The organism is Brevundimonas sp. EAKA (assembly GCF_000698025.1).
GTDB classification, from domain to species: domain Bacteria; phylum Pseudomonadota; class Alphaproteobacteria; order Caulobacterales; family Caulobacteraceae; genus Brevundimonas; species Brevundimonas mediterranea_A.
Genome location: NZ_JMQR01000074.1, coordinates 1 through 15,161 on the forward strand (window position 1 = coordinate 1; position 15,161 = coordinate 15,161).

General features: G+C 67.7%; 16 protein-coding genes and 1 pseudogene. 10 read left to right on the forward strand and 7 right to left on the reverse strand.

Annotated features, from left to right (window positions below; genetic code table 11):
- The 4 genes and pseudogenes from ER13_RS11290 to ER13_RS11305 form a co-directional block, all read right to left on the reverse strand.
- A pseudogene (locus tag ER13_RS11290) lies at positions 1-197 on the reverse strand (hypothetical protein); the annotation flags it as partial.
- A 176-nt stretch (positions 198-373) separates the two neighbouring features.
- Positions 374-952, reverse strand: coding sequence for an RNA polymerase sigma factor (locus tag ER13_RS11295; RefSeq protein WP_035309312.1), 579 nt, complete (start codon positions 950-952; stop codon positions 374-376).
- 8 nt (positions 953-960) lie between these two features.
- Entirely contained in the window at positions 961-1,401 is a 441-nt protein-coding gene (locus ER13_RS11300) for a Spy/CpxP family protein refolding chaperone (RefSeq protein ID WP_035309314.1), read from the reverse strand.
- Positions 1,398-1,679 carry a hypothetical protein gene (locus ER13_RS11305; RefSeq protein WP_035309315.1) on the reverse strand — a complete coding sequence of 94 codons (282 nt, stop codon included), beginning with the start codon at positions 1,677-1,679 and terminating at the stop codon, positions 1,398-1,400. The genes ER13_RS11300 and ER13_RS11305 overlap by 4 nt, the downstream gene beginning before the upstream one ends.
- A gap of 116 nt (positions 1,680-1,795) precedes the next feature.
- Between ER13_RS11305 and ER13_RS17735 the strand changes: the two genes are divergently transcribed.
- The 6 genes from ER13_RS17735 (at position 1,796) to ER13_RS11335 (ending at position 6,039) form a co-directional block, all read left to right on the forward strand.
- The gene (locus ER13_RS17735) at positions 1,796-2,449 is read left to right on the forward strand and encodes a DUF2231 domain-containing protein (RefSeq protein WP_052005046.1); all 654 of its coding nucleotides are present in this window, start codon (positions 1,796-1,798) and stop codon (positions 2,447-2,449) included.
- Positions 2,450-2,545: 96 nt separating this feature from the next.
- Complete coding sequence (locus ER13_RS11315; RefSeq protein ID WP_081836204.1) at positions 2,546-3,100, forward strand: nuclear transport factor 2 family protein; 555 nt, start codon at positions 2,546-2,548, stop codon at positions 3,098-3,100.
- A gap of 54 nt (positions 3,101-3,154) precedes the next feature.
- Positions 3,155-3,625 carry a DUF411 domain-containing protein gene (locus ER13_RS11320; RefSeq protein WP_368664388.1) on the forward strand — a complete coding sequence of 157 codons (471 nt, stop codon included), beginning with the start codon at positions 3,155-3,157 and terminating at the stop codon, positions 3,623-3,625.
- 13 nt (positions 3,626-3,638) lie between these two features.
- Entirely contained in the window at positions 3,639-4,361 is a 723-nt protein-coding gene (locus ER13_RS11325; RefSeq protein ID WP_035309317.1) for a PepSY domain-containing protein, read from the forward strand.
- Complete coding sequence (locus ER13_RS11330; protein ID WP_081836205.1) at positions 4,358-5,467, forward strand: type III polyketide synthase; 1,110 nt, start codon at positions 4,358-4,360, stop codon at positions 5,465-5,467. The genes ER13_RS11325 and ER13_RS11330 overlap by 4 nt, the downstream gene beginning before the upstream one ends.
- Positions 5,467-6,039 carry an isoprenylcysteine carboxyl methyltransferase family protein gene (locus ER13_RS11335; RefSeq protein ID WP_081836206.1) on the forward strand — a complete coding sequence of 191 codons (573 nt, stop codon included), beginning with the start codon at positions 5,467-5,469 and terminating at the stop codon, positions 6,037-6,039. Before ER13_RS11330 ends, ER13_RS11335 begins: the two co-directional genes overlap by 1 nt.
- Here ER13_RS11335 and ER13_RS11340 read toward each other — a convergent pair.
- From ER13_RS11340 to copC, 3 genes are read right to left on the reverse strand one after another with little or no spacing between them, the layout of a single operon-like run.
- Positions 6,002-7,333, reverse strand: coding sequence for a type II restriction endonuclease (locus ER13_RS11340; protein WP_231492537.1), 1,332 nt, complete (start codon positions 7,331-7,333; stop codon positions 6,002-6,004). The genes ER13_RS11335 and ER13_RS11340 overlap by 38 nt on opposite strands.
- Positions 7,334-7,387: 54 nt before the next feature.
- Entirely contained in the window at positions 7,388-8,323 is a 936-nt protein-coding gene (copD, locus tag ER13_RS11345; protein WP_035309319.1) for a copper homeostasis membrane protein CopD, read from the reverse strand.
- Between the two features lie 6 nt (positions 8,324-8,329).
- Positions 8,330-8,692, reverse strand: a complete 363-nt coding sequence (gene copC, locus ER13_RS11350) for a copper homeostasis periplasmic binding protein CopC (RefSeq protein ID WP_035309321.1) — start codon at positions 8,690-8,692, stop codon at positions 8,330-8,332.
- Positions 8,693-8,863: 171 nt separating this feature from the next.
- On the opposite strand from copC, the gene ER13_RS11355 reads away from it, so the two are divergent.
- The 4 genes from ER13_RS11355 to ER13_RS11370 form a co-directional block, all read left to right on the forward strand.
- Entirely contained in the window at positions 8,864-9,226 is a 363-nt protein-coding gene (locus ER13_RS11355) for a hypothetical protein (RefSeq protein ID WP_035309324.1), read from the forward strand.
- A 119-nt stretch (positions 9,227-9,345) separates the two neighbouring features.
- Entirely contained in the window at positions 9,346-10,707 is a 1,362-nt protein-coding gene (locus ER13_RS11360) for a TolC family protein (RefSeq protein ID WP_081836207.1), read from the forward strand.
- Positions 10,704-12,041, forward strand: a complete 1,338-nt coding sequence (locus tag ER13_RS11365) for an efflux RND transporter periplasmic adaptor subunit (RefSeq protein ID WP_081836208.1) — start codon at positions 10,704-10,706, stop codon at positions 12,039-12,041. The genes ER13_RS11360 and ER13_RS11365 overlap by 4 nt, the downstream gene beginning before the upstream one ends.
- Positions 12,038-15,161: efflux RND transporter permease subunit (locus tag ER13_RS11370; RefSeq protein ID WP_035309328.1), on the forward strand; the 3,124-nt coding region annotated here is incomplete at its 3' end. The genes ER13_RS11365 and ER13_RS11370, both read left to right, overlap by 4 nt.

Sequence of the window (15,161 nt, forward strand, 5' to 3'; positions counted from 1 at the left end):
GGCCCAGACGGCGCCGGGGCTGGTGCGGCGGCCTGCGGCTGCGGGGTCGGCTCGGGCGTGGCGACCGGCGCGGCCTCCATCGGGGTCGTCGCCGAGTCGCCCGGCGCCGTCTGGGCCTCGACCGGTTGAGGGTCGGCGGCCGGCTGGCAGGCGCCCAAGGTGATCGCCGCTGCGGCGGCTAGGATCGGGACTCTCATGTGACAAGCTCCTGAAAGAAAAGGGCGATGATCGGGTCGATTTCCCGCGACGCCCTCATACTAGAATACGCGGACGGGTGCCGCATCCCTCGCCGCCTGGAGGTCGATCGACGGAGCGCCGCTGCGGCCCGAGCGGGGCTAAGGCGCGACGAAGGTTCCGAGGACCCTCGAGCTGATCACTCAAGAGCGGCCCGGACAGCGGGCGTGTCGTCCAGCGCCTCGGACAGCTTGCGACGAGCCCGCGCCACGCGGGTCTCCACGGTCTTGATGGAGACACCCAGCATCCCGGCCGTTTCCGCCTGACTGCGCCCTTCGATTGCCGTCAGCATAAGCGGAGCCTTGAGGTGCGGCGGCAGACGGCTCATGGCCTCGTTCAACCGCGCCAGCCTTGCGCTGGCATCCATCCGGTCATCGACCGCCTCGGCCCCGTCCGGCACGGACATGGCTTCCGGCGACGACAGGTCGACGCCGCCCCGGATGAGCCGCCGAACGAAGCGGCGACGGCTCCAGTCCCGGCATTTATTGAGTGCGATGGTCCGGATCCAGGCCTCGAAGGGTCGGACCGGGTCGTAGCGGCGAATGTTGATCCAGGCCGCCGCATAGGTGTCCTGCAACAGGTCCCAGGCGTCCTGTTCATCGCCGACATAGCGCCGGACGAAACGGAACAGAGAAGTCTTGGTCTGCCGCATCAACTCGCTGAAGGCCGCCCGGTCCCCGCCGGCGGCGCGGGCTGACAGGTCGTTGGGGCTGTCCACGCGGAACGCTAGCCTTCGTCGGGCGCGAGGGCCTCGACGATACGGTCGTCGAATACCTCGGCCTGGGCCGGCGTCAGAACGGACCGCATCTCGAAGACGTGGGCGATCGTCTCCTTCTGCAAGGCGCCCATGGCGACGTGGAAATGGTCCACCGCCGCCTGGACCTGGGGACCGTCGCCGTCGCTCCTTGCGATCGCGCGCGCCAGTTCCTGATTGGCCGCGCGGACGTCCGCTTCGAGCGCGGGCCGGCGCGCGGCGAACCGGGCTTCGACTGCGTCGATGCGGGTCAGCTGGTCGGGCGAGAGCTTCAGGTCGTGGTGCACGATGTCGTGCAGAGATGGCGGTTCGCGCCGGCTCAGCACCCAGCTGGCGCTGATCCAAGTGCCCGCGCCGCTGGCGACCGCCGCCAGGACGGCCGTCAGGGCGATGGCCTGCCAGCCGCGCATCATCGGCCGGTTTCCAGTCTCACCAGAGGCGACAGGCCCGCGTCGACCGTGAAGATGGCCATCTCTCCGGCCGGTCTGGGGGCGGCGACCGCGCCGACGCCGCCTGCCGTCAGGCCGGTGACCAGGGCCATGGCGACGGCGCCCAAACGCAGTTGCGACGCGAACCTTTCGCCGCGAAGCGCGTCGACCCGGCTCCAGACCAGCGGTTCGAGCCCGTCGAGCGACCGGCCCAAGGGCGTCGCCGCCGATCCGGCCAAAAGATCATCCAAATTACGCGCCATCGAACACTCTCCTTGCGCCCCTAATCCCTACTACGCCGAAACGAGCCAAATCCCTCAAACGAGGGGACGGCCTCTCCGGTGCGTAGTTAGCAGAAGGGACGGGATGGGAGAGAACAATGTCGATACGCAAACTTCTGTCGGGGCTCGCCCTGGTGGTGGCGCTGTCTGTCAGCGCGCCCGCGTTCGCGCACGAGGATCATGACAATCAGGCCGCGGCCCGCGCCCAGGCCGCCGCGCCGGCGGGCGCCGTGCCAGAAGGCGGCGTGATGGCCATGCCGGGGATGACCATGGACATGGACCACGGGGCCATGACTGCGGACGAGGGTCCCAAGCCTATGCCTCAACGCCTGTATCGCTGGCTCGGCGCCATGCATCCCGCCGCCGTCCATTTCCCGATCGCGCTGTTCCTCGTCGCCGCGCTCCTCGAGATCGCCGCCCTGACGCTGCGTCGGCCGGTCCTGACGCAGGGCACGCGGGTGATCATCGCCCTGGCGGCGATCTCCGCGGTCGCCGCGGTGGCGCTGGGATGGTTCGCTATGGGGCTGCCCGGGAAGGACGATGTGACTCACCTCTACCATCGGTGGCTCGGCACCTCGATCGCCGCGCTCGGCCTGCTGAGCTGGTGGGCGAAGGAACACTGGGTCCGCCGGCCGGGGCGCGGGCGCGAGCTGATCTACATCGGTCTTTTGACCGTGACCGCCGCCGCCGTGGTGGTCAACGGCCTGCTGGGCGGGATGCTGACCCATGGCATGAGGCATCTGATGTTCTGACGGCCTTGGGGTCCGTCGTCGCCCGAACGCCTCGTTCTTCATCTACTTCGCCGGACCGGGTTCTACTGCGGCCGCGGCAAACCAGGAGACTGCACCATGATGTTCCGTTCAGCACTCGCCGGATCGGCGGTCGCCGCCCTCCTCGCGACCTCCGGCCAAGCGCAAGCTCAATCACAGGCGCCGGCCCACTCCCACGCCCCCGGCTCGGTCAATACGCCAGGCTCGGCGCACGCCCCCGGCCATGCGCAATCCGCTGACGAGGCCCAGGTGCGAACGGTCGTCACCGCCTACAAGGACGCCATCGAGCGGATGGACGTGTCGCAGACGCCGGCCCTGTTCTGGCCCGACTCGGAAATCTTCGAGAACGGCGGCGTGGAGGGATCCTTCGCCTATTATCTGGAGCACCATCTCGGACCCGAGTTCGCGGATCTGGCCGGCTTCGACTTCCGCGACCACGAGATGAAGGTCGAGGTCGACGGCGACACCGCCTTCGTGAGCGAGACCTACACCTACCACATCACCTTCAAGGACAGCGCCCGGGCCCCCATCGAGCGCCGCGGCGCCGCCACGAGCGTCCTGCGCAAGCGGGGTGACGAGTGGAGGTTCGACGTCTATCACTCCTCGGCCCGGCCCTTCCGCCCCGCCGCCTGATCGCGGCGGCGACCGTCATCGGCGGCCTCCAGATATCGCTCGCCAGAGGGACCCATGAGATCGATGCCCACGCTTTCACGCCGTGCATTTCTGGCTGCGGGGGCCGGCTCCGTCGCCGTCGCGGCCTGCGCTCCGGGCGCCCGTTCATCGACCGAGCTCGCGGTCTACAAGACACCCACTTGCGCCTGTTGCACGGCTTGGGTGGACCATATGCGAGCCGCGGGCTTCCAGGCGCGGGTCAATGAACTTCCGAGCCTGCGCTCTATACGCAGCACCCAGGGCGTGCCCGAGGCGCTCGCCTCCTGCCACACGGCCATGATCGGCGGCTATGTCCTCGAGGGCCATGTGCCGGCCGAGGATGTCCGCAAGCTTCTGGCCGAACGTCCCGAGGCCGTGGGCCTCGCAGTGCCGGCGATGCCGCTGGGGTCTCCCGGCATGGAGACGCCAGACGGCCAACGTGAGCCCTATGAGACCCTGCTGATCCTCAAGGGCGGCGGCACGCGCGTCTTCGCGCGTCACGGCTAGGCGAGGCCCGGGAATGAAGGTTCTCAAGCTCTCCACCCAGCTGCACAAATGGATCGCGCTCGTCGTCGGGCTCCAGGTCCTGTTCTGGGTGGGCGGCGGTCTGGTCATGACCGCCATCCCCATCGAGACGGTGCGCGGCGAACATCGCGCGGTCGAACTCATGCCGGATGCGCTGGAGCTCGGCGCGCTTCCGGCTCTCGGCGAGATCGCGCGCCGCGCGGGCGTCGCGCCCGTCCAGGCGGAGCTCCACACGACGCCGCGGGGGGCGGCCTGGACCCTGAAGCCCGCGGCGGGCGAGCCGGTCGTCGTGTCCGCCGCGACCGGCCGGCCGTTCGGGCCGATGTCGGCCGCCGAGGCCTCGGCCTTCGCCAAGGGCGCGTACAAGGGCGAGGCGCGGGTTTCCGGCGCGGTGCTTCTGGAGACGGCGCCCGAGGAAACGGGACGCACGGGACCGCTGTGGCGGGGGGACTTCGCGGACCGCGAAAAGACGTCCTTCTATCTGTCGCCGGACACCGGCGAGGTGATGACCCGCCGCTCGGGCGTGTGGCGGATCTTCGACTTCTTCTGGCGTCTCCACGTCATGGATTGGAATGACGGCGAGGACTTCAATCACCCCCTGATCATCATCACTACCGCCTTGACCCTGAGCATCGTGATTTCGGGCTTCATCCTGCTCTGGATACGGATCTCCCGCGACCTGAAAATGGTGCGTGCGGCTCGCAGGCGGGAGCCATGAGCCGGGCGACCAATCGACCACACGAAAACGCTCCGCCAAGAGACGACAGCGACCGGACTTCACAACCGCGTCTCGCTGCCCTGGCTACCGCCTGGCCGCCGTACATCCTGCGGCAGGAGGACGTAGCGGCCAACGGGGCCGAGATGTTCGCCACGACCCACGGCGGTTTCGAGCGGCTGGCGCCGATCTATCGCAACGCCTTGATCGACACACGGCATTCGTGCGTCCCGATCGACTGGTATCTGCAGCCACACAGCTTCGCGGAGCGGAACGACCTGTTCTTGGAACACGCAGTCGCCCTGATGGCAGAGAGCGCGACGAGCGCGCTGGTGCAAGCGGGGCTGGACGCCGATCAGATCGATTGCATCGTCACCGTCTGTTCGACGGGAATCGCCACACCATCGCTCGAAGCCCGGTTGATGCAGGTGATGCCTTTCCGCCCCGACGTACGGCGGGTTCCTTTGTTCGGCCTCGGCTACGCTGGCGGCGTCATGGGACTGGCGCGGGCGGCCGAGATGGCCAGGGCCTACCCGGACAGCCGCGTCCTTTTGCTCGTCGTCGAGCTGTGCGTCCTGACATTCCGCTTTCAGGACCGGTCGAAGTCGAACCTGGTCGCCACTGCCTTGTTTGGCGACGGAGCGGCAGCCGCGATCGTGTCGTGCCGCGACGACGCCGAGGGACCGGTGCTGGGCGCCAGTCATGAACACACCTGGCCCGACAGCCTCGACGTCATGGGCTGGGACGTCGCCGATGACGGGCTGAAGGTCGTGTTCAGCCGCGACATTCCGACCTTGGTGCAGCAGGACTTCCAGCCCATCGCTGCAGGCTTCTTGGCCCGCAACGGCCTGACCGCGGCCGACGTGGGAGGTTTCGTCTGCCACCCCGGCGGAGCCAAGGTGATCGAGGCGCTGGAGGGAGTATTCGCCCTGTCGCCGGGAGAGATGCGCCATACCCGCGAAATCTTGCGCGACCACGGCAATATGAGTTCCGCCACCGTGCTGTTCGTCCTGCGCGCCGCGTTGGATGCGAGGGAGCCCGGGCCATTGTTGCTGACCACGCTTGGCCCCGGCTTCACCACCGCCTTGATGCTGGTTCACCCAGAGTGATGTGGTTCCCGATCGTCCTTGGGCTGGTCGTCTTCCAGCGGCTAGGCGAGCTGTGGCTGGCGAACGAGAACACCAAACGGTTGATGGCCGAGGGGGCGGTCGAGATCGGGGCGGGCCACTACCCGCTGTTCGTCATCCTGCACGCCGCCTGGCTCTCGGCTCTGGCGATCTTGACGCCATGGACCGAAAGTCCCCACCCTTGGCTGCTGACGATCTACGTCGTGCTGCAGTTCGGGCGGGTCTGGGTGATCGCGACCCTTGGCCGGTTCTGGACCACCCGGATCATCACTCTGCCCGGCGCCCCGCTCGTGCGATCCGGCCCCTTCCGGGTCGTTCGTCATCCCAACTACTGGATCGCATCTCTTGAGATCGCCATCCTGCCGCTGGTCTTCGGCCAGGTCTGGATCGCAGTGATGTTCACCGCGCTGAACGCCATGCTGATCGCCTGGCGAGTGCGGCTGGAGAATCGCGCCCTTGCCGATCGCGCGGAGGAGTCCGAACAACCTGAGTGCGAGGCGGCGCGGTTGAGGAGGATCAGGTCACCCGGTGAGAAATCTCGGTCAGAGCTCTGAGACCGGTCCCGAAGCGGGCGATCGATGCCCGGTGCCGTTCCAGTTCTCCGTAGGGCAGATAGCGCACATTGAGATCGGCGATCCGGCTGAAGGCCGGACGTCGCAACTGCGCCCGCACATCGCTTTCGCGGCTGTCGGGAGCGACCAGGAAGAGGCCGGCGGCGATGTGCAGTTCCCCTGACAAGGCGAGGTCCAGCATTCGCACGACACCGGAGTAGATCGTGGTGGAATGCTCGACCTCGAAGGCGGCCGCCACGCGGTCCACGTCACCCTCCAGCCAGAGCACGTCGATCAGCCGGATGGACTCAGCCCCCGGACCGTTCGCCAGCGACGGCGGTAGATGTTCCAGGCAGCCCTCGCTCAGGCGTGCGCCCTCGTGCTGGCGCCCCCGGTCATTGGACGCGATCCAGACCCTGTAGCCCAGCGCCCGACCCAGATCACGGACCCAGGCCTGGATCTCTGTGTGGGTCCGGTCCGTCTCTCCCTGCTGGAGCGCGGTCTTCTCAAACTTGACCGCTTCGGCGCGCGCTTCGGCCAGCCGCGCGTCCCAGCCGCTGGCGGACAGACTCTCGTCGTCCAGGGGCGGCGCGGGATAGCGGCCGGAGCCCACGTCGAACAGGAAGCCCGCGATCGCCCCGAGATCGTTGGACAGAAGATCGCTGTAGCGAGCGTTGAGGGCCAAAATCCCTTGCCGCATCGCAAGGTAGTGCTCCCAGCTCCCGAGCTTGACCTTTGATCCGGTGATCGCATTGTAGCCGTTGACGATCGCGGTATTAAACGGCGAAACGTGGGTAGGGTGAAGAAAATAGATCAGGTTGGCTACTGCGGGCCCGAGGCCCTTGATTCGGAGCTGGTCGATCGTGCGGATGCCCGTGAGAATTTCCGTTTCCGTCGAACAACAGCTGCAGTGATGCAAAAGCCGGCCGAAAGCGCGTTGATTGGCCGGATTTTCGTAGATGTCCGGGATGCGGAGTTTGGGTTTCCAGAGGAAGGCATGATCCGCGCCCTTGAAGATCTGCCGTTGTTCGGCGACCGAGTGAACGATCGTCTCCAGCGACGACCCGCGATAGGCCACGCCGAACTGGCCAGCTTCGATCTCCTCGACGACTTGACCGATGCCGCGACGGATCGAGCGGAAATTCTTTAGACGCTCGTCCCACAGGAACCACGTCTGATAGGTCGCAGCCGGGTCTCGCCGCCACTCTCCAATAAGATCCCGAAGTCGCTCCTGCACGCCGCCTCCCCCGATTTCTGACCAGTCTAGGCGGTTCCCGACGGCCGGGACAACGGCCATTTGCCGGTCCCCAAGCCGACACGCAGCTCCAGCGAAGTCGGCGCGCGCCAGAGGCTACATCGCCATGTCCATGGCCGAGACCGGAGCCAGGGTTCCCATGATGGACACCAGGGCCAGCAGCCCCAGCGCGAGGAGGGTTTCCATCGCCAAGCTGCGTTTCAGCCGTGAAATGGCGGGGCCTAGATCCTCGGGATCGTCGAGGGCGCTGCCGAGGTCGGGGGTCAGATAAAAGCGGTTCGCGGCCGCCAGAACCAGCATGAGCGCGAAGAGAACCAGCTTGCCCGTCAACAGCAGACCGTAGGGCGTGCTTAGCAGGCCGGCGATACGATCTGGCCCGACCATGAACCAGCTGTTCACCAGTCCGCTCAGAACCAGGACGGCGACCGATGCGGTTCCGACGCCGGCAAATCCGTGAAGCGCTCGATGAAGGATCCTGTCGCTATCAACCGTTTTTGACCGTCGCCCGAAGGTCAGGATAAGCAGCGCCGCGAGCGCGCCGAGCCACACCGCCGCCGCCCAGCTGTGCAAAATAGCGGCCGTCAGATGCACATAGCGCCCGGCGCCTTCGGTGGCCGCGCCGTGTCCCGTCCAGGCGAAGCTGGCGCCGACGATCAGACCGGCGACGGCGAAGAATCCCCACAGGCCGCGGGACGGCTTGTCTTGGATGAGCGCAAGAAGCGCGAGCAACGCGGCCAGCGTCCGGACGAGAAAGGCGGGTCCGAGGCTCGTGCCCGTGAGCATGAAGCCGAGCGTCGCCGGCTTGAGACCTTCAGTCAGCGAGCCCGCCATCACAGCGGTCTGGGCCGCGAAGGCGGCGGCGGAGCCTATGGCGACCACGGCCGCCGCGCTGACCAGCAAGGATCTCGTCCAGCCGAGGGCCACCGCGTCCGACCCGCGCAACCCGTAGAGGAGGAACAGCGGCGTCCCGAGCAGGACGACAGCGCCGCCGTACTGCGCGAGCCGGAGCAGGATGACCAGAACGTCGAGCACGATGGGTCAGCGCACCGTGAAGGCGATGGCGCCGGTCATACGGTGGCCGTCTGCGGAGGCGGCGTGCCAGTTGAGGCTGTAGGCGCCGGCCGCGAGCGGTCGCGCCGTCCGTCCCGAAACGGTCATGCCGTCATCGGAGACGGTGGTCGCGACCGGGAATTTGGCGCCCGCGGCGTTCACGACCTCCAGGCCTGAGAAAGCGGGAACGACGCGTTCGCTGAAGGTGACCGTCAGCGCCCGCGGTGAGGCGATGCTCGCGCTCGCTGCCGGGTTCGAGGCGACGACGCGCGCGTGGGCGTCAGCTTGCGTCGCCCCCAACATCAGGGCGCCGACCGCGCCGACGACGGAAAGGATTTTGCGAGTGGTCATATGGAGGCTCCGAAACCAGAGGGGTTCAATGAGATATACGGGCGCCGGCCTTGAATCCCTCGTTCGAACGCCGGACGGGCCGCGCGCTTATCCTGAGCACTGCGTCGCGCGCCCGACGCCAGCCCGCCGGTCGCTTGACACGGCGGGCAGACGGGCGTGGGATGAACGCGCATGTGGAACCTCGTCCGCACCCTTTTGTTCGCCCTGGCGGTGGCCGGCTTCGTCGGCCAGTCGTCCGCGCACGCCACGCCGTTCCAGGTATTCGAAGCGACGGGCGGCATGGCGGACATGGATTGCGCCGAGATGATGGTGATGGCGGACGGGCCTTCCGGCGGCGCTACTAGCCCTTGCGACGAGATGACGCCCGACTGCATCGCCAAGATGGGCTGCGCCGCCGTCGCGGCGCCCATGCCGCCGGCGCCGACCGTTCAACGGCCTTCGGCCCCGCGGGCGCTCCGGTTCGCAGCCGTCGATGTCTTGCGAGAGGGCGCAGGCCCGCTTCCACTCAAGAATCCGCCGAAACGGCTGGCGTAGACCGCTTCCGCTGATCGAAGGCCGTGAGCGCCGTTGCGCGGGCGACCGCCGATCGATCGATCCGAGCCCTTCGCCGATGTCCCGCCCTCAAGGCGGGTCAAGTGGTTTCGAGGAATTCCATGACCATTCGTTTGAGGTCGGCGATACGCGCGTCTGCGTGTCCGCCGCCCCGTGTCCGCCGGCCGCGCGTCCTAACGCGACGCGCCGAGGTTTCGGCGCCGTCCGCGCGCCGTGCTCTGATCGCAAGCTGGGCGATCCTCCCGGCTTCCATTTTGCTCGTGAGCGTCTGGACCGCGCCTTCCAAGGCCGACCCCCAGACCTTCGACGAGGCCCTGGCCCGCGCGGCGGCCGGAGCGCCCGGCCTCAGAGCCAGCGCCCTGGGGGTGGACGCCGCGCGTGCGGCGGCGCGGGCCGCCGGCCGGCTGCCGGATCCGCGTCTCACGTTCGGCCTCGACGGGTTTCCGGTGACCGGGCCGTTCACGGGCCAATTCGACCAGGACGACTTCACCATGCTCAGGATCGGCGTCGAGCAGGACGTGCCGAGCCGCGCGCGCCGTCGCGCTGAGCGAGACATCGCCGAGGCGCAGATCGGCATCGCCGGCGCCGAGGAGTCCGTCGCGCGGCGGGAGGTCCAGATCGCAACGGGACTGGCCTGGATCGACCTCTTCTACGCCGAACGCCGCCTCGCGGCCCTGGATGACGTTCTGAAAACCCTTGAGCCGCTGTGGAACACCGCGCCCGCCGGAGTCGCATCGGGCGCCTATCGGTCGGCGAACGCCCTCGGTCCGGTCCAGCTCAAGGCTAATTTGGACGATCGCCGCAGCCGGCTCGTCGCCGACTTGGAGAAGGCCCGGTCTGAGCTGGCGCGCTGGACGGGCGATAACGATCCCGAAACGGCGGGCGCGCCGCCGCAAGACGATCTCGACCTGGCCGCCTTGCGGGACGGCATCGCCCGGCTGCCGGCCGTGCGCGTCTATGGCGCCGCGGCGCGGCGCGCCGACGCCGAGGTCGATCTGGCGCGCGCAGGACGTCGGCCGGACTGGTCGTTCGAGGCCAGCTATGGCCGCCGCGACGAGCGGTTCGGCGACTTGTTCTCCGTCGGCGCGAGCGTGCGGCTGCCGATCTTTCCGGGGCAGAGGCAGGATCCCGTCATCGCGGCGCGCGCCGCTGACGCGCTGCGGGTCACCGCCGAGCGTCAGGACGCCGAGCGTCTGTTGACTGCTTCGCTGAGGAGCGCCTTGGCCGAACACGCGACGGCCAAGGATCAATGGCTCCGGTCGCGCGACGTCGTTCTGCCCAACGTCCTTCAGCGTTCCGATCTCGAAACCGCGAGCTATGCGGCGGGCAGGGCGGGCATCGTTGAAGTGCTCGAAGCCTTCACCGCCGTGGCGAACGCCCGGCTCGACACGCTCGATCGCGAGGCCGCCGTGATGCGCCAGGTGGTCCAGATCAGTCTCACCTATGGGAACACCGACCGATGAACGCCCTTCGCAACAGACGCCTGGGCATCGCCATGGGCGCGCTTCTTCTGGTCGGGGTCGGCGTCGGGGCCGGCGTCGTCATCGCCCCGCGCCTGGACGGGGCCGCCGACGGGACCGCCGAGGGAGGAGGGGAGCGCGAGATCCTCTACTGGTACGATCCCATGGTTCCGAACGAACGATACCCGGGACCGGGGAAGTCGTCGATGAACATGGATACCATCCCCAAATATGCGGATGAGGGGGGAACCAACGCCACCCCGGGCGTCCGGATCGATCCGGCGCTGAGCCAGAATCTGGGGGTCCGGTATGCCACAGCCCGCCGTGGCGTTCTCGAGGGCGATCTCAGCGCCACAGCGGTGGTCGAATACAACGAACGGGACATCGCCGTGGTCCAGTCGCGCGCGGACGGCTTCGTGCAGCGGGTCTACAACCGCGCGCCGGGCGACGTGATCGCCGCGGGCGCGCCCCTGGTCGATTTGCTCATTCCGTCCTGGGGAGGAGCCCAGACGGAATATCTGGCCGTGCGGCGCACCGGCAATACGCCCCTAGTCCAGGCGGCGCGGCAGCGACTAGTGCTGATGGGCATGTCCGAGAGCCTGATCACGTCGGTCGAGCGCAGCGGGCGGGCGCGGAACACCATCACCATCTCGACGCCCACCGGCGGCGTGATCAAGACGCTGGGCGTGCGCGCCGGCATGAGCGTCGCCCAGGGCATGACCCTGGCCGAGATCAACGGCCTGAGCACCGTCTGGATCAACGCCGCCATCCCGGAGGCCCTGGCGAGCCAGCTGAGGGTTGGGAAGTCTGTCGAGGTGGCCCTGGCCGCCTTCCCGGGCGAGCCGTTCACGGGCCGCCTGACCACCCTGTTGCCGGAACTCGTCGGCGACAGCCGCACGGTCACCGGACGGATCGAAATGGCCAATAGAGGGGGGCGTCTGCGCCCCGGCATGTTCGGTCGGGTCACCTTCGGCGGCGGTTCGACGTCGGATCTGATCGTGCCGACCGAGGCGGTGATCCGGACCGGAGAACGTGACATCGTCATGCTAGCCCTGCCGGAGGGCCGCTATCAACCGGCCCAGGTCCGGATCGGACGGGAAGCCGGGGGGCAGACCGAGATCCTCGCCGGTCTCAGGGAAGGGGAACGGATCGTCGCGTCGGGGCAGTTCCTGATCGATTCCGAAGCCAGCCTGTCAGGCGTCGCGGCGCGGCCGATCGGCGAGACTTCCGGGCCCGCGCGCGCCCCGGCGTCGCCGACGGTCGGCCGGCCTGCCGCCGCCGCCCAAACGGGCGCATCCATGGCCGCGCCCGCTCAGCGCGGGAGGTCTGGGCGATGATCGCCGCGGTCATTCGCGCCTCGGTCAAGGGGCGCTTCCTCATCCTTGTGGCCGCCGTCGCCCTGCTCGCCGCCGGCCTGTTCGCGGTTCGCAGCACGCCGGTCGACGCCTTGCCGGACCTGTCGGACGTGCAGGTCATCATTCGCACCAGCTACCCGGGGCAGGCGCCCCAGATCGTCGAGAACCAGGTCACCTATCCTCTGGCGACCACCATGCTGTCCGTACCCGGCGCGCGAACGGTTCGAGGCTATTCCTTCTTCGGCGACAGCTTCGTCTATGTGCTGTTCGAAGATGGGACGGACCTCTACTGGGCGCGTTCCCGGGTCCTCGAATACCTCAGCCAGGTGCAGGCGCGGCTTCCCGCGACCGCCCAACCTGCGCTGGGTCCGGACGCCACCGGCGTAGGCTGGGTCTATGAATACGCCCTGGTCGATCGCACAGGCCGCAACGATCTGGCGCAATTGCGAAGCCTGCAGGATTGGTTCCTCCGCTACGAGCTGAAGACCGTGCCGGGGGTCGCCGAGGTCGCCAGCCTGGGCGGCATGGTGCGGCAATACCAGGTGGTGCTCGACCCCGTCAGGCTCGCGTCCTACGGCGTCACCCATCAGGCGGTGGTGGACGCTCTCCAGCGCGCCAACGGCGAGACGGGCGGCTCGGTGCTCCAGCTCGCCGAAGCCGAATACATGATCCGCGCCAACGGCTATCTGACCGAGCTCGACGACTTCCGGGCCGTGCCGCTCCGCACGGCGGCTGGAGGCGTGCCGATCAGCCTCGGGGATGTCGCGACCATCCAGATCGGCCCGGAGATGAGACGCGGCATAGCCGAGCTCAACGGCGAAGGCGAGGTCGCGGGCGGCGTCGTCATCCTTCGATCCGGCGCAAACGCCCGCGCCACGATCGCGGCCGTGACCGAGAAACTCGAGACGCTCAAAGCCGGACTGCCCCCGGGAGTCGAAGTGGTGACGACCTACGATCGCTCGCAGCTCATCGACCGGGCGATCGACAATCTGAGCGGCAAGCTGATCGAGGAGTTCATAGTCGTCGCCCTGGTCTGCGGCCTGTTCCTCTGGCACGCCCGGTCGGCGCTGGTCGCCATCCTGACCCTGCCGCTGGGCGTCCTGGCGGCCTTCCTGATCATGAATCTTCAGGGCGTGAACGCCAACATCATGTCGCTGGGCGGCATCGCCATCGCCATCGGCGCCATGGTGGATGCGGCGGTGGTCATGATCGAGAACGCCCACAAACACATCGAACGATGGGAACACGATCACCCGGATGAAAAGCTGGCGGGCGAAGATCGCTGGAAGGTCATCACCGAGGCGGCCGTGGAGGTCGGCCCCGCGCTGTTCCTGAGCCTGCTGATCATCACCCTGTCGTTCATCCCGGTGTTCAGCCTGCAGGCCCAGGAGGGCCGGCTGTTCGCGCCCCTAGCCTTTACCAAGAGCTATGCGATGGCGGCGGCGGCGATCCTGTCCATCACTCTCGTGCCGGTTCTGATGGGCTATCTGATCCGCGGACGGATCCCGGCCGAACAGAGCAATCCGATCAATCGCTGGCTCACGCGCATCTATCGCGGGCCATTGGACTGGGTGCTGCATCATCCCAGAAAGACCTTGGTGGCAGCCTTGCTGATCTTCGCCACCACCGCCTGGCCTCTTAGCCAGCTCGGCGGCGAATTCATGCCGGCGATGGACGAGGGCGACCTGCTGTATATGCCTTCGGCCCAGCCGGGTCTCTCCCCGGCCAAGGCCGCGGAACTGCTGCAACAGACGGACCGGATGATCCGCACCGTGCCCGAAGTGGCGACCGTGTTCGGCAAGGCGGGCCGGGCGGAAACCGCCACGGATCCGGCTCCGCTGGAGATGTTCGAGACCACCATCCAGTTCAAGCCGCGCGATGAATGGCGGCCGGGCATGACCCCGGAAAAACTGATCGAAGAACTCGATCGCGCGGTTCAGGTCCCCGGACTGTCCAACGTCTGGGTCCCTCCCATCCGAAATCGCATCGACATGCTGGCGACGGGCATCAAGAGCCCCGTCGGCGTCAAGGTGTCCGGCTCTGACCTGGCCGCGATGGACCGTATCGCGGCCCAGGTGGCCGATGTCGCCAGGACCGTACCGGGCGTGACCTCCGCCTTGGCCGAACGCCTGACCGGCGGGCGTTATGTCGACATCGACATCGACCGGCGCGCGGCGGCCCGCTACGGCCTGAACATCGCCGATGTCCAATCGATCGTATCGGGCGCCGTGGGCGGCGAGACGATCGGACAGACGGTGGAGGGGCTCGCCCGCTATCCGATCAGCGTCCGTTACCCGAGAGAATTGCGCGACAGTCTGGAGCAACTGCGCGCCCTGCCGATGCTGACGCCGTCGGGCCAGCAGATCACCCTTGGCACGGTCACCAATATCCAGATCGCGGACGGCCCGCCGATGCTCAAGTCCGAGAACGGCAGGCTGACCACCTGGGTCTATGTCGACACTCGGGGGCGCGACCTCGCGTCTGTCGTCGCCGATCTGCGTCAGGCGGTCGCCAGCGAGGTGGATCTCGCGCCGGGCGTCAGCATCGCCTACTCCGGCCAGTTCGAATATCTGGAACGGGCGGCCGAGCGGCTAAAGATCGTGGTTCCGGCCACGCTCGTGATCATCTTCATCCTGCTCTATCTGACCTTCGGGCGCTTCGACGAAGCCCTCCTCATCATGGGCACCCTGCCATTCGCCCTGACCGGCGGCTTCTGGTTGCTCTATCTGATGGGCTTCGATCAGTCGGTCGCGACCGGGGTTGGCTTCATCGCCCTCGCTGGCCTGTCGGCGGAGTTCGGCGTCGTGATGCTGATCTATCTCAAACATGCGCTGAAGGATCGAGGACCTGATCCCGACCGGGAGCAGGTCGAGGAGGCCGTTCGCGAGGGCGCCCTTCTGCGGGTCCGGCCCAAGGCGATGACGGTCGCCGTGATCTTGGGCGGTCTGTTCCCGATCCTGATCGGCCACGGCGCGGGGTCGGAGATCATGACCCGGATCGCGGCGCCAGTCATTGGCGGCATGATCACCGCGCCCCTCCTGTCGATGCTCGTCATCCCAGCCGGCTATCTCCTCCTGAGACGCCGGAAATCACGTCCCACCC

Coding starts and splice junctions, on each gene's coding strand:
- ER13_RS11320 (WP_368664388.1), top strand. CDS start 3,155: ATGAGATCGATGCCCACGCTTTCACGCCGTGCATTTCTGGCTGCGGGG.
- ER13_RS11325 (WP_035309317.1), top strand. CDS start 3,639: ATGAAGGTTCTCAAGCTCTCCACCCAGCTGCACAAATGGATCGCGCTC.
- ER13_RS11335 (WP_081836206.1), top strand. CDS start 5,467: ATGTGGTTCCCGATCGTCCTTGGGCTGGTCGTCTTCCAGCGGCTAGGC.
- ER13_RS11355 (WP_035309324.1), top strand. CDS start 8,864: ATGTGGAACCTCGTCCGCACCCTTTTGTTCGCCCTGGCGGTGGCCGGC.
- copC (WP_035309321.1), bottom strand. CDS start 8,692: ATGACCACTCGCAAAATCCTTTCCGTCGTCGGCGCGGTCGGCGCCCTG.
- ER13_RS11305 (WP_035309315.1), bottom strand. CDS start 1,679: ATGGCGCGTAATTTGGATGATCTTTTGGCCGGATCGGCGGCGACGCCC.
- ER13_RS11340 (WP_231492537.1), bottom strand. CDS start 7,333: ATGGCCGTTGTCCCGGCCGTCGGGAACCGCCTAGACTGGTCAGAAATC.
- ER13_RS17735 (WP_052005046.1), top strand. CDS start 1,796: ATGTCGATACGCAAACTTCTGTCGGGGCTCGCCCTGGTGGTGGCGCTG.
- ER13_RS11315 (WP_081836204.1), top strand. CDS start 2,546: ATGATGTTCCGTTCAGCACTCGCCGGATCGGCGGTCGCCGCCCTCCTC.
- ER13_RS11365 (WP_081836208.1), top strand. CDS start 10,704: ATGAACGCCCTTCGCAACAGACGCCTGGGCATCGCCATGGGCGCGCTT.
- ER13_RS11330 (WP_081836205.1), top strand. CDS start 4,358: ATGAGCCGGGCGACCAATCGACCACACGAAAACGCTCCGCCAAGAGAC.
- ER13_RS11300 (WP_035309314.1), bottom strand. CDS start 1,401: ATGATGCGCGGCTGGCAGGCCATCGCCCTGACGGCCGTCCTGGCGGCG.
- ER13_RS11360 (WP_081836207.1), top strand. CDS start 9,346: ATGACCATTCGTTTGAGGTCGGCGATACGCGCGTCTGCGTGTCCGCCG.